11 protein-coding genes are annotated in these 13601 nt (G+C 70.1%); 6 read left to right on the top strand and 5 right to left on the bottom strand.

From position 1 onward, the window contains the following. Positions 1 to 180: 180 nt before the first annotated feature. Positions 181 to 795, bottom strand: a complete 615-nt coding sequence (locus B9S57_RS31265; RefSeq protein WP_103760532.1) for a uridine kinase — start codon at positions 793 to 795, stop codon at positions 181 to 183. A gap of 221 nt (positions 796 to 1016) precedes the next feature. On the opposite strand from B9S57_RS31265, the gene B9S57_RS31260 reads away from it, so the two are divergent. The 5 genes from B9S57_RS31260 to B9S57_RS31245 all read left to right on the top strand — a co-directional run bounded on the left by B9S57_RS31260 (position 1017) and on the right by B9S57_RS31245 (position 6090). Further along, positions 1017 to 2372 (top strand): peptidase C39 family protein, encoded by a 1356-nt coding sequence (locus tag B9S57_RS31260; protein WP_103760531.1) that lies wholly within the window; start codon positions 1017 to 1019, stop codon positions 2370 to 2372. Between the two features lie 115 nt (positions 2373 to 2487). Further along, the gene (locus tag B9S57_RS36040; protein ID WP_258036714.1) at positions 2488 to 2622 is read left to right on the top strand and encodes a hypothetical protein; all 135 of its coding nucleotides are present in this window, start codon (positions 2488 to 2490) and stop codon (positions 2620 to 2622) included. A gap of 69 nt (positions 2623 to 2691) precedes the next feature. After that, positions 2692 to 3531, top strand: a complete 840-nt coding sequence (locus B9S57_RS31255) for an SDR family oxidoreductase (protein WP_103760530.1) — start codon at positions 2692 to 2694, stop codon at positions 3529 to 3531. A gap of 34 nt (positions 3532 to 3565) precedes the next feature. Then, complete coding sequence (locus B9S57_RS31250; protein ID WP_103760529.1) at positions 3566 to 5035, top strand: cytochrome ubiquinol oxidase subunit I; 1470 nt, start codon at positions 3566 to 3568, stop codon at positions 5033 to 5035. Positions 5036 to 5046: 11 nt separating this feature from the next. Further along, a complete protein-coding gene (locus tag B9S57_RS31245) occupies positions 5047 to 6090 on the top strand; it encodes a cytochrome d ubiquinol oxidase subunit II (protein ID WP_103760553.1) in 1044 nt (347 codons plus the stop codon). Between the two features lie 494 nt (positions 6091 to 6584). On the opposite strand, the gene B9S57_RS31240 is transcribed toward B9S57_RS31245, so the two are convergent. Further along, complete coding sequence (locus B9S57_RS31240) at positions 6585 to 7949, bottom strand: glutamate decarboxylase (protein ID WP_103760528.1); 1365 nt, start codon at positions 7947 to 7949, stop codon at positions 6585 to 6587. A gap of 351 nt (positions 7950 to 8300) precedes the next feature. Here B9S57_RS31240 and B9S57_RS31235 point away from each other — a divergent pair, with 351 nt between their 5' ends. Next, positions 8301 to 10148, top strand: coding sequence for a glycoside hydrolase family 15 protein (locus B9S57_RS31235; protein ID WP_103760527.1), 1848 nt, complete (start codon positions 8301 to 8303; stop codon positions 10146 to 10148). Positions 10149 to 10393: 245 nt separating this feature from the next. On the opposite strand, the gene sbnA is transcribed toward B9S57_RS31235, so the two are convergent. The 3 genes from sbnA to B9S57_RS31220 form a co-directional block, all read right to left on the bottom strand. Next, positions 10394 to 11446: a 2,3-diaminopropionate biosynthesis protein SbnA gene (gene sbnA, locus B9S57_RS31230; protein ID WP_103760526.1), complete on the bottom strand. Its 1053-nt coding sequence runs from the start codon at positions 11444 to 11446 to the stop codon at positions 10394 to 10396. Positions 11447 to 11510: 64 nt separating this feature from the next. After that, complete coding sequence (gene sbnB / locus B9S57_RS31225; RefSeq protein WP_103760525.1) at positions 11511 to 12581, bottom strand: 2,3-diaminopropionate biosynthesis protein SbnB; 1071 nt, start codon at positions 12579 to 12581, stop codon at positions 11511 to 11513. Next, entirely contained in the window at positions 12578 to 13594 is a 1017-nt protein-coding gene (locus tag B9S57_RS31220; RefSeq protein WP_103760524.1) for a TauD/TfdA family dioxygenase, read from the bottom strand. The genes sbnB and B9S57_RS31220 overlap by 4 nt, the downstream gene beginning before the upstream one ends. Positions 13595 to 13601 lie beyond the last annotated feature (7 nt).

The raw sequence follows: 13601 nt of genomic DNA, 5'->3' as shown, positions 1-13601 counted from the left end.
GGGGAAGGGGTGCGGGGAGGCAGGACGAAGCCCCCGATCACGGGGGAACGACCGGGGGCTTCGTGTCTGCGGGGGCTCCGAAAAGCCGCACATCCAGAACGTAAGACCTCTACGGCTCCTCGGTCAAGCCGAGTCGGGGGCACCGCAGGGGCTTTTTCCGACTGGTCGGTATGGCGACCCTCATCCTTCACCGACCGTGACGATGTGACTCGCCACCGCTGTCGGGCCAGGCCCTTTGAGCCAGGCGTATCCCGTGGGTGTCCGCCGGATCACCACGTCCGCGAAGGGGCGGGAGGGGTCGTCGGCGAAATGGCTCCGCTCCGCGACGGTCCAGCCGTCCCAGAACTCCGACAGCCCGGGGCCGTCGCGGAGTCTTCCCCGCTCCCAGGACGCCTCGCTCTCCCCCTCGATCCACAACAGCCCCGCGAGGAAGGGCCGCACGGCGGCCCGGCCGGCCCCCACGCCCTCGACCAGCATCACGGGGGCGGGGGTCAGGGTCCTCGGTGGACCGAAGCGCCGGGCCGTCCAGTCGTAGGGGGAGTACCGCGCGGGCTCCCCCCGCGAGAGCGGATCCAGGACCTGCGCCCGGAGCCGGTCCGTCCAGCCGAAGAGCTCCTCGTGCGTGGCCACGTCGTCCAGGTGCAGGACCGGTGCGCCGCCGAGCGCCGCCGCCAGACGGCCGGCGAAGGTGCTCTTGCCGGACCCCGCGTGGCCGTCGACCGCGAGCAGCCGCACCGACCCGCAGGACGGGGGCAGTGCACGCAGCCGGCGTGCGTGGTCCGCCAGGTCGTTCATGCCTCCACCCTACGAGAGCGCGGAGGGTCCGGTTTTGGCCTCCCGCCGGTCCCGTCCTCCGCGCTTCCCCGTTCCGGCGCAGGTCACGCCAGTGGACCAGACCAATATTGCTGCCGCGGCGCGGGCCGAATCACTGGCCGGATGCCACCTCGACCCGCAATAGTTGGCCCACCGATCGGCACCCGCAGCCCCATTCCGCTCAACGACCGGGGGTCTCGACCATGACCAGACCGACTTCACGCAGGGCCGTGCTCACCGCCGCGCTCGCGGCAGCGGCCGGGGCAGGCACCGTCGCCTCCCCCGCGAGCGCCGCTCCCGTCCGTACCCCCTCAGCCGCGGCGGGGGCCTCGCTCGTGGACAACCGTTTCTGGACCACCTACGCCGACTGGCGCTTCGGCTCGTCGTCCGGCACCCGCGCCGTCGCCGGACGCCGGCCGGGCCTGGTGATCTCCGCGCCCGCCGGCACCACCGACTACACCGACCCGCACACGGGCACGACCAGCACCTGGGAGTACGCGACCTGGACCTCACCGGTCCACCGCTCGGCCGTACCCGCCACCGAGGTGATCGCCTCCTGGAACGCCCGCACCCCGCAGGGCACCTGGATCCAGATCGAGCTGCGCGGCAGCTACTCGGACGGGACGGACACGCCCTGGTACGTGATGGGCCGCTGGGCCGCCGGAGACACGGACATCCGCCGGACCTCGGTGGACGACCAGACCGACGGCAGGAGCACCGTCTGGACCGACACCCTCTCCCTGGACGACGCGGCGAGCGGGCTGCGCCTGGTGTCGTACCGCCTGAGGCTCACCCTCCACCGCACCCCGGGCACCCGCCTCACGCCGACGGTCCACCGGATCGGCGCCATGGCCTCGGACATCCCCGACCGCTTCACCGTGCCCGCCACGACGCCCGGCATCGCCAGGGAACTCGCGGTGCCCCGCTACTCGCAGAACGTCCACGTGGGGGAGTACCCGGAGTACGACAACGGCGGCGAGGCCTGGTGCAGCCCCACCTCCTCCCAGATGATCATCGAGTACTGGGGCCGCGAGCCGAGCGCCGAGGACCTCGCCTGGGTCAAGCCGGATCTCGCGGACCCGCAGATCTGCCACGCGGCCCGCTACACGTTCGACTACCAGTACGACGGCTGCGGCAACTGGCCCTTCAACGCCGCCTACGCCGCGACGTACAAGGACATGAGCAGCGCGGTCACCCGGATCGGCTCGCTCGCCGACGTGGAGAAGCTGGTCGACGCGGGTATCCCGGTCATCACGTCACAGTCGTTCCTCAAGGGCGAGCTGACGGGGGCGGGTTACGGAACGTCGGGCCACCTGATGACAGTCATCGGCTTCACGGCCGCCGGCGACGTGATCGCCAACGACCCCGCGTCTCCCTCCAACGACGCGGTGCGCCATGTCTACGCCCGGCGCGAGTGGGAGAACATCTGGCTGCGCACGAAGCGGTACGACGCGAACGGCGCGGTCAGGAGCGGGACGGGCGGGGTCTGCTACCTCTACTGGCCGACGGATCCGAGCGCGCGTCAGCGACGCGTCCTGAGGTCGCTCGGGCTGGCCTGAGAAGGTGAGGACCCGCGGCCGCCTCGACGACCTGGCGTCGGCGGTCGCGGCTGTCCCGCGGCAGCCGGCCGTGGCTGGGGAGGCTGTCTGACCGCTGCGCCGGCAGGATCCGCAGTTGGACGGCCGCACCCCGCTGGACGGCTCGGTCCTCATGAACGCGGAGCTCCACGCCTGGGCCGATCGGGGGGAGCCGCTCCGTCCGATGGCCCAACAGCGGCCCGCCGGAGCTGCCGCCGCGCACATCCGGTGATTCCCTGATCCCCGCCTCCCGGGCAGCAGCCGGGCGGACCGGAGCGGCGCAGCGAGGAGACAGGGCCTCATGAATTCCCACGTCGAGGCAGTGCGGGGTGCTGTGCCCGCCGACTTGCTGAAGGGCCAGACGGCGCTGGTGACCGGCGCCAATTCGGGCATCGGGAAGGGTACGGCCATCGCGCTGGGCCGGGCGGGCGCCGATGTGGCGGTGAACTACGTGAGCGGCCGGGACGCCGCCGAGCACGTGGTCGAGGAGATCACGTCGTTCGGGGTGCGTGCGGTGGCCTACGAGGCGGACGTGTCGCAGGAGACCCAGGTGACCGCGATGGTCGACCGGGCGGTCCAGGATTTCGGGACCCTCGACATCCTGGTCGCGAACGCCGGTATGCAGCGTGACGCCAGGTTCACCGACATGACTCTCGCCCAGTGGCAGAAGGTGCTCGACGTCAACCTCACGGGCCAGTTCCTGTGCGCGCGGGAGGCGGCGAAGGAGTTCCGCAGGCGCGGGGTGGTCCCGGAGGTGTCCCGGGCGGCCGGGAAGATCATCTGCATGAGTTCGGTGCACCAGCTCATCCCCTGGGCCGGGCACGTGAACTACGCCTCCTCCAAGGGAGGCGTGCAGATGATGATGCAGACCCTGGCCCAGGAGCTCGCGCCGGAGAAGATCAGGGTGAACGCTGTCGCCCCCGGTGCGATCAGGACTCCCATCAACCGCAGCGCCTGGGAGACCCCGGCGGCCCGGGAGGATCTCCTGCGACTGATCCCCTACGACCGGATCGGCGACCCCGAGGACATCGCCCACGCCGTCGTCCTGCTCGCGTCCGACCTCATGGACTACGTCGTGGGGACGACTCTCTACGTCGACGGCGGGATGACGCTCTTCCCCGGCTTCGCGACCGGCGGCTGACCTCTTCCGCGGGACCCGAACAGCGAAGGCGGTCATGCACCCCTCGGTCCACCTGCTGGCCAGTGCTCCGGATCAACTCCTGCCGGCCAGAGAACTCATGGCCTTCACCCTGGCCTCCCACATCATCCTGGTCCCGCTGGGCGTGGCCCTGCCTCTGATCACCCTGGTCATGCACTACCGCGGGCTGCGCCACAAGGACGCGACCGCCCTCCTGCTGGCACGGCGATGGTCGGCGGTCATGGCCGTCCAGTTCGCCGTCGGGGTCGTCACCGGCACCGTGCTCTCCTTCGAGTTCGGTCTGCTCTGGCCGGGCCTGATGGGCCGGTGGGGCGACGTCTTCGGAATCGGCTTCGGGGTCGAGGCCTGGGCGTTCTTCCTCGAAGCGGTCCTCATCGCCATCTACCTCTACGGATGGCGACGGCTGAAGCCCCGGACACACTTCCTGCTCGGCCTGCCGCTTCCGGCCGCGGCGCTGCTGGGGGCGTTCGGCATCCTGGCGGCCAATTCCTGGATGAACACACCGCAGGGCTTCTCCCTCGACACCTTCGGCAATCCGACGGACGTGGACGTCTGGGAGGCGATCTTCACGCCGATGTTCGGGCCGCAGTACTGGCACTTCGTCGTGGCCATGCTGCTGACCGCGGGCTACATGGTGGCCGGCGTCTACGCGGTCGGCCGGCTGAGGGGGCGCCGGGACCGGTACCACCGGCTCGGCTTCACGGTTCCCTTCACCATCGCCGCGGTGGCGACCCCGGTGCAGTTCGTCCTCGGCGACGCCATCGCCCGGTCGGTGTTCCACAAGCAGCCGGTCAAGTTCGCGGCCATGGAGATCGTCTGGAAGACCGACACCCGCGTACCGGAATACCTGTTCGGCCGCCTGCACTCCGACGGTTCCGTCTCAGGCGGTGTCAAGGTCCCGCTCCTCGACTCCCTCCTGGCCGGCTTCAGCCCGAACACGAAGGTCGTAGGGCTGACCTCCGTCCCGCCGGACCAACGGCCGACAGCCGTTCAGGCGACGATCGCACACTGGGCCTTCGACATCATGGTCCTCATCGGCTCCGCCCTGGTGCTCCTCGCGCTCTGGTACGGGCTGGTCTGGTTGCGGCACCGCAGGCTTCCCGGGTCCAGATGGTTCTACCGCGGCGCGGCCTGTGCCGGTCCGGCTTCGGTGGTGGCTGTCGAATGCGGCTGGATCGCGACCGAGGTGGGACGCCAGCCCTGGATCGTCTACCAGAACATGCGGGTCTCCGAGGCCGTAACGGCGACGCACTCGTCCACCCTGTGGATCATGCTCGGCCTGGTGATCGTCGTGTACCTGTTCATCTTCGGCTCGCTCCTGGCGGTGCTGCTCAAGCTGCGCACCCGCTGGCGGCTCGCCGACGAGGAGCGGGATTCCGGGCCCCCGGCGGACCCGCCGGAGTCGGACAGCCCGTACGGCCCCCGGGCGGCTGTCCGGGCGGGTGACGGCGGTGCGGCGGCCCCGCCCCAGGGCGACCAGCCGTGACGGCGGACCTGATGGCAGTAGTACTGCTGCTGGCCATCGCCGCGTACACCTGCGCGGGCGGCACCGACTACGGGGCGGGCTTCTGGGACCTGATGGCGGGGGGTACCGAACGCGGCAGGCGTCCGCGGTGGCTCATCGATCACGCGATGGCCCCCGTGTGGGAGGTCAACAACGTCTGGTTGATCTTCGTCTTCGTCATCATGTGGACCGGCTTCCCCACTCTCTTCCAGGCCGTGTTCTCCGCGATGTGGCTGCCACTGGCGCTGGCCGCCGTGGGCCTCGTCCTGCGCGGCGCCGGCTTCGCCTTCCGCAAGGTCGCACGCCGCATCGCCGGCCGGCGGCTCTACGGTGCCGTGTTCGCAGTGGCCTCGCTCGTGACGCCGTTCTTCCTCGGCACCGCCGCGGGGGGAGTCGCCTCAGGCCGGGTGAGGCTCGGCACGGAGGCGTCGGCGGACGCCTGGGCCAACCCCACCTCGATCGTGTTCGGCCTGCTCGCCGTCGCGGCGACGGCCTTCCTGGGCGCGGTCTTCCTGGCGGGTGATGCCCGCCGCTTCGACGCACCCGACCTGATCCCCTACTTCCGGCGGCGCGGGCTGCTGAGCCTCACCGCGCTCGTGGTGCTCGTGGTGATCACCCTCTTCGTCACCAGCCAGGACGCCCCGCACGTGTGGCACGGGCTCACCCATGGGGCGGGGCTGGCCTTCGGCCTCGCCGCCGGAGCGGCTTCTCTCGCCGCGGCGTGGCTGCTCACCCGGGGACCGGGCGGCTGGGCCCGCGCCTTCGCGGCCGTCGCCGTCGCCTGCGCGGTCATCGCCTGGGGCCTGGCTCAGCGTCCCTACCTCCTGCCGGAATCGATGACCGTCGCCGAGGGCGCCGGGGCGTCGGCCACGCTCACCTGGCTGGCCTTCGTCACCCTCGTCGCCCTGGTGGTCGTCGTACCGGCCGTCGTCCTTCTGTACTGGCTCGACACCAGGGGCGATCTCGAAGAACTCACCGAGGCCGACCTGCGACGAGGCGGCGATCCTGGAGGCGGTGGCGAGGCGGGCACCACCTGATGGCCAGCCCCGGTACACCACCCACGACGTCAGGGCTCAGCCGGAGGGAGCCGCTGTCACAGACGACGAGATCTACCTCGGGATCGCGCTGACCCCGATCCTCACCGCGCGATCACAGATCCTGGCGAGCAAGCCCGGACGAGCTGATGGGCCGGAACTTCGATGTCCTCGTGTCGATGTCCGTGGCGGTGATCCTCTACGACGCCGGTCACGGGCTCAACCTGCGCAAGCTCACTACGGGGCAGCATCCGTACAGGTCTGCCGACGGCTACGGGCGTCGCTCGACGCGCTGCTCGAAACCCTGCCGCCCACCCACCATCCGTGGGTCCGGGCGGAGTCGGACCTGCCGCGTGGCGCCGTCGCGCGGACGGCCGACAGCCAGGGCGTGGGAGGCGGGGTCTGACCTGGCCGGTCACCGGGACGGCGCGGCGGCGCCGGGGCGAGGGAATCGCGGTCGTTCATGGAGCGACAGGCTGCTGGCGTGATCCGGGAGGTCAGTAACCTGTCCCGCGCTTGACCTGGGCCCGCTCGACGCCGTGGGTCGAACCCTTGTCGTCCAAGGTGCGGCACGCGTCGGTGATGTCCTGGCTCAGGCGATGGATCTGCTCGCGGCTCAGGGTCTCCTTGACCAGGGCACGCATGATCTTCACACTCTCCGCCTCGGGCGGGAGGGTGTACGCCGGAACCATCCAGCCGCGCTCGGCCGAAAGTTGCCAGGCGACGTCGGACTCGTCGTAGGAGTGCTTGCCGGCGAGCCGGAAGGCGACAAGGGGCAGCTGCTCGGCCTCGCTGCCGATCACTTCGAAGCGGCCGCTGCTCCGCAGGTTGTCCGCCAGCGCGTGGGCGTTCTCCTGCATGATCTTCATGACGTAGGTGTAGCCCTGGCGACCGAGACGCACGAAGTTGTAGTACTGCGCGAGCACCATGGCCGAACCGGTCGAGAAGTTCAGGGTGAACGTCGCGTCCGTCTTGCCCAAGTAGTTCTCGTAGAACACGAGGTCCTTGGCGAGGTCCGACTCCTCACGGAAGACCAGCCAGCCGACGCCGGGGTAGACCAAGCCGTACTTGTGCCCCGAGACGTTGATGGAGCGGACCTGCTCGAGCCGGAAGTCCCACTTCGAGTCCGGGTAGAGGAACGGCCACACGAAGCCGCCGCTGGCGGCGTCGACGTGGATCGGGATGTCGAGGTCCCGCTCCTTGCGGACCTCCCGCAGGAGCTTGTCGATCCCGACGACATCGTCCTTGTGTCCGGTGAAGGTGGTGCCGAGCACGGCGACGACGCCGATCGTGTTCTCGTCGAGGTGGGGTTCCACATCCTCAGGGCCGATCGTGTACTTGCCCTCCGAAAGGGGCACGATCCGCGGCTCGACGTCGAAATAGCGGCAGAACTTCTCCCACACGACGTGGACGTCCCCGCCGAAGACCAGATTCGGCCTGTCCATCGACAGGTTGGCCGCTCGGCGGCGTTCGCGCCATTTCCACTTCAGTGACAGCGCACCGAGCATGATCGCCTCGGAAGAGCCCTGGGTCCGGCAGCCGGTCGTCTTTCCCGGCGCGTGGAAGAGATCGGCGAGCATGCGCACGCAACGCTGCTCGATCTCGGCGGAAATGGGGTACTCCGCGTGGTCGATGAAATTGCGGTGGAGGTTCTCGGCGATGAGTCGCTGCGCCTCGGGCTCCATCCACGTGGTCACGAACGTCGCGAGGTTGCGCTGGGGGTCGCCCTCCATGGCCAGATCGACGTCCACCAGCCTCATTGCGTCCGTCGCGGCCATGCCCTTCTCGGGGAAGGTCTCCGAGGGGGCGGGCGCGGTCAGAAACCGGTTGCCGAAGAGGGCCGCGTCGTCGCGCATAGTCATGCGACGGATTCAAACAGTTTCCTCGCTGGCCCCGGGAGGGACACGCCGGGGCACAGGGCGCCGGTCCCGGTGAGGGGTGAGGTCTCGTACCGCTGCTTCTCGCACAGGAACGTCGACCCGTGAGAAGGCCGGAGCAGGGACCCGCCGGAGGCGCGGAACGGGGTGCCGTGGACACCCGGCTCCCGACTCGTCGGTGTTCGCCCCCGAGCATGCGCGGAACAGACCGCTGCCGCGGGCCGCCCGTGGTGGCGGAGAACGTCGCGCCCCCTCGCCACCTCGCGTCACCACCTCGCCAGGACGAGGCGCCGTCGCTGACCTACGCTGGTCGTTCGAGGTCGAAAGGGGCTTGAAGTGGACGATTATCCCCTCATCGAGAACCACGGTCTGATCGGCGATCTGCAGACCGCCGCACTTGTGACGACCGATGCGACCATCGACTGGTTCTGCTGCCCGCGCTTCGACTCGCCCAGCGTCTTCGGCGCTCTGCTCGACCGGCGGAAGGGCGGCCACTTCACGGTCAGGCCGGTCGCGGACACGTACACCACCAAGCAGCTCTACCACCCGGACACCGCCGTGCTGGTGACGCGATTCATGACCGAGGCCGGGGCCGGTGAGGTGGTCGATTTCATGCCGGTGACCGGCACGACGGCGACCGACCGGCACCGTCTGGTCCGCATGCTGCGCTGTGTCCGGGGGAGCATGACGTTCGAGGGCGAGATCGCTCCGCGCTTCGACTACGGCCGTAAGCCGCATGAGCTGCACATCACCCAGCAGGGAGCCTTGTTCACCTCGCAGGACATGGACCTCGCCGTCCATGCCGTCCGTGAGCCTCAGGACGAGCGGCTGCTGACCGCTCTCTCCGGTGACGACGACCTGCGTTTCACCCTGGCCCTTCGAGCGGGGCAGCAGCGCGGGCTGGTCCTCGAGTCGTCCCCCGGCGGGCCGCCGCACGAGGTCCGAGGAGCGGAGTTCGAGCAGCTCTTCGACGAGACGGCCCTCTTCTGGCGCTCCTGGCTGGGGCAGTCCACCTACACGGGCCGTTGGCGGGAGGCGGTGGAGCGCTCGGCCGTGACTCTGAAGCTCATGACGTACGCACCGACGGGCGCCCTGGTCGCCGCCCCCACGGCTGCTCTGCCCGAACAGCTGGGGGGAGAGCGCAACTGGGACTACCGGTTCACCTGGATCCGTGACGCGTCGTTCTCGGTGTACGCCTTGCTGGGCATGGGATTCAGGGAAGAGGCGGCGGCGTTCAACGGCTGGCTGCACGATCGCGTGAAGGAAGAGGCCGGCCGGGGTGACGGCGCGGGGCCGTTGAACATCATGTACCGCGTCGACGGCTCGTCCGACATGGTCGAGGAGGCCTTGGAGCACTGGGAGGGCTACTGCGGCTCCGCACCGGTCCGCATCGGCAACGGAGCGGCGACCCAGCGGCAACTGGACATCTACGGCGAGGCACTCGACAGCATCTACTTCGCCCACCAGCACGGCATGCACCTCGACCACAGGGGCTGGACCGCGCTGCACACGCTTCTCGACTGGCTGGTGGACCACTGGGACCAGCCCGGAGAAGGGCTGTGGGAGACCCGCGGCGGGCGGAAGGACTTCACCTACGGCCGGGTGATGTCCTGGGTCGCCTTCGACCGTGCTGTTCGGATCGCCTACGACGACGGCCGCCCCGCCGCCCGCGGTCGCTGGGTGGAGGCGCGTGACGAGATCTACACGCAGGTGCTCGACCGGGGATGGGACCCGCGGAAGCAGGCCTTCGTCCAGCACTACGACGACGATGTGCTCGACTCGTCGCTGCTGCGCATGCCGACGGTCGGCTTCATCACCCCCGATGATCCGATGTGGAGGTCCACGCTGGACGCCATGGAGCACGAGCTGGTCAGCGACAGCCTCGTCTACCGGTACAACCCCGAGGCATCACCCGACGGGTTGCGTGGCTCCGAGGGAACGTTCTCCCTGTGCACCTTCATGTACGTCGACGCCCTGGCGCGAGCCGGACGCACCGACCAGGCCCGACTGGTGCTCGAGAAGATGCTCACCTACGCCAACCACCTGGGGCTGTACTCCGAGGAGATCGGTCTCACCGGGCGGCAGCTGGGCAATTTCCCGCAGGCGTTCACGCACCTGGCCCTGATCGACGCGGCGATCACCTTGGACGCCAAGCTCAACGGGGCCCGCACGGGCGGGACGTGAGGGCTCCTTGTGGTGCGCTTGGCCTCGTCGGCGTTCGGCGCCGTGCACGAGGCCGCAGGGCAGGGGCAGCCACCCGGTCGCAGGTGACGAACCGGGCGTCGTCGGCCTCTCCGAACGCGTCTTGACGGACCAGGACGCCGGACCAGGATGCCGGCGCGGGTGACGCGCTGGTGGGAGAGGTCGGCGACATGCTACGGGAGGGCATGGAGCCTGCCGGGGGCGTTCGCGGAGCTCGCGGCGCGAGCTCACCAGTCGTCAGGCGCCCCGGGTTCCTCCGGTGCGGAGCGGGTGGTGAAGGGGCGCGCCACGGCGATTTCCTCCCCGGCGGCCGGGGTACGGGCAGCGGATTCGAGCACGGCCGCGCCGTACAGGTCCTCGGCCCAGTTGTCCTGGTACACGGTGTCGAGGTAGCGCTCGCCGAGGTCGGGGGCTATCGCCACCGCTGTGACGTCCGGGGTCCCGTGCCGGTCCAGCCAGTCGACCGCTCCGCTCACCACCGTCCCGGTGGAACCGCCGAAGAGGAAGCCCCGCCTGGCCAGGCGGCGGCAGGCGCGGATGGTGTCGGTCTCCTCGACCCGCACCACCTCGTCGACGTAGGACTCGTCCAGCAGGGGCGGGCGCATGCTCATGCCGAGCCCGGGGATCATCCGGCGGCCGGGCGCGCCGCCGAACGCCACCGAACCGGCGATGTCCACCGCGACGATCCGGACCGGCCGGTGCCAGTCGTGGAACCAGCGTGCGCACCCCATCAGGGTTCCCGTGGTGCCCGCACCCATGAACAGGACGTCCAGCTGCGGGAAGGACCGGGCGATCTCCGGAGCGGTCGTGAGGTAGTGCGCCCTCCAGTTGGCCGGGTTGGAGTACTGGCTCAGCCACACGCACCGGTCGTCGGAGGCGCACAGCTGCCGGACGTGGGCCAGGCGCGCGGCGAGGAAGCCGCCGTTGGCCTCCTCGGCGTCCACCAGGCGCACTTCACCGCCCAGAGCCTCCATCATCAGCCGCGTGGCCAGATTGCAGCGTGAGTCCGTCACACAGATGAACCGGTAGCCCTTGCTGGCGGCGATCATGCTCAGTGCGACGCCCAGGTTCCCGGACGAGGACTCGACGAGGACGGAGTCGGCCCTCAGCGTGCCGTCGCGTTCGGCCGAGGCCACCATCTCCGCGGCCGCCTTCAGCTTGATCGATCCGGCGAAATTGAACCCCTCGCACTTGAGGAGCAGGGAGTGGCCGAAGACGGCCTCGACGTCCACATAGAGATCCTCCTCGTTGAAGGCCTGGGGGACGGTAATGACCGACACGGTTAACTCCTCCTCCGGGTGGTTCTGGTCGTCCGGGCCGGGGCGGCGGACCGCCCCGGCTCCGTCATCCGTAGCGGCTCAGTTCGTGGAAGAAGCCGTCGACACGACGCAGTTCGCCCGTGCGGGCGATCCGGTCGTAGACATAGCTTCCGACCGCCAGATCGAGTACTCCGAGGCCGAAGGGCGAGAAGACCGCGGGCCGGTCGCCCGGCACGGTCACGGTGCCCGCCATCACGTCGTCCAGCGTGCCGTGCACGAACTCCCGGTTCCCCGTGAGCTGCTCGGTCAGATGGGGCGAGGTGGAGGCCCTGAGGCAGTGCTCGATGTCGTCCACGATGTTGGTCGAGGCCAGGAGGACCTCCGGCGCGAGATCGCGCAGTGACACGTGCAGGACCACGGGGTTGTGGTCGAACCACGCCGGGTCGGTGACGTGCGGCTCTCCGGCCACGGTCGCGAAGACCACGAGATCGCTGGTGCGGATCAGTTCCTCGGGGTCCGGGTGCACGGTGACGGCCGCGGCGCTGCCGGACTGCTCCACGTACACACGGAATCCGGCCGCGCTGTCGGCCGACAGGTCGTACACCCCGACGTCGTCGAACGACCAGCCGGAACCTTCGAGGAAGGTGTGGATGTAGCGGGAGATCAGGCCCGTCCCGAAGAACCCCACGCGGGTGGGGCGGGGCCGGTCCCGGCTGAGCCGGTCCGCGGCCGATGCCGCGGAGGCGGCCGTACGCGTCGCGCTGATGATCGAGCTCTCCATGCAGGCGAACGGGTAGCCGGTGGCGGGGTCGTTGAGGATCAGCACGGCCGAGGCGCGCGGTATGCCCGACGCCACGTTCCCGGGGGAGCTGGAGATCCACTTCATGCCGTCCACCGGCGACTCACCGCCCAGGGAGGCAGGCAGGGCGATCATCCGGGAGGTGGGGCGGTCGGGGAAACGGAGGAACGAGGACGGCGGGTTCACCGTGCGGCCCGCCCCGTGCAGCCGGTAGGCGGCCTCGACCACCTCCACGATCTCCTTCTCGCGGCCTTCGAGGGCTTGCTGGACCTGGCCGCCGGGGACCACCGCGAACGGGGGTACGACACTCTCCCCGGCTGAGGCGTGCCCTGGACTGCTGCTCCGGTCGGTGTTCATCGCAGCCCCGCCTCCTCGGCCGGTGAGACCGGTGAGCTGGTCCCCGGCCGGTTCGGCGAAGCCATCGCGACGACGACCTCGCGCGGTCCCTCGTAGGCCTCCCTGCTGTGCGCGGTGCGGATGTTGTCGACCAGGAGCAGGTCGCCCGCCTGCCACGGCATCCGGACGGTGTGCTGCTCGTAGACCGCGTTGAGGGTGCGGACGACGTCCTCCTCGATGGGCTCGCCGTCGCCGTACCACGTGTTGAACGGCAGCCCTTCGGGCCCGTATTCGTCGATCAGGTACTCGGCCACCTCCGGAGCGAGCGTCCACCGGTTCAGGAAGGCGATCTGGTTGAACCAGCAGCGCCGTCCGTCGGCCGGGTGGCGCACCACGGCGTTCCGGCGCTGACTGGTGCGCAGCGTCCCGTCGGGCTGCCAGGACCAGTCGATGGCGTGGTCCCGGCAGTAGCGTTCCACCGCGTCGCGGTCGTCGGTGCCGAAGGCCTCGGGCACCGTGGCCCCGATCTCGCCGTTGTAGCTGCGGGTGAGGAGCCATCCCTCCCGCTCGAACCTCTCGGCGAGCCCCGGGGGCAGCGCGTCGAGGACCGCTGCCGCGTCGGCGAGGCCGGTCGCCCCGCCCTCGGTCGGCTCGGACAGGCAGGCGAAGAGCAGGAGGCCGGGGAAGCCGAGCGTGTAACTCAGCTCGTGGTGCATGCACATCGGCTGGTTCGGCGGCCAGGCGGACGAGGAGTGGACCCCGGGCGAGTGGGTCTGCCTGGGGGCGAAGGCCTCCTTTTCCGTGACCGGTTCGACGGCCAGCTGCCTCAGGACGGCACCGACGTCCTCCACGTCCCGCAGGCCGAGCCCGCGGACCAGGACGGCGCCGTGCTCGACGAGTGCGGCCAGGATCCCGCTGCGGGCTTCCGAGGCCCAGCGGGCCGGGTCGTCGGCCGGCGGCACCCGCAGCGTCGCGGGCCGGCCGGGTTCCCGCTCCAGGTCGATCGGAGGGGCGGTCGTGTCGATGGAAAGCATCTGGGTC

Origin of the sequence: Streptomyces sp. SM10, assembly GCF_002910915.1 — a bacterium.
GTDB lineage: Bacteria > Actinomycetota > Actinomycetes > Streptomycetales > Streptomycetaceae > Streptomyces.
This window is presented reverse-complemented; position numbering and strand designations above follow the sequence as displayed.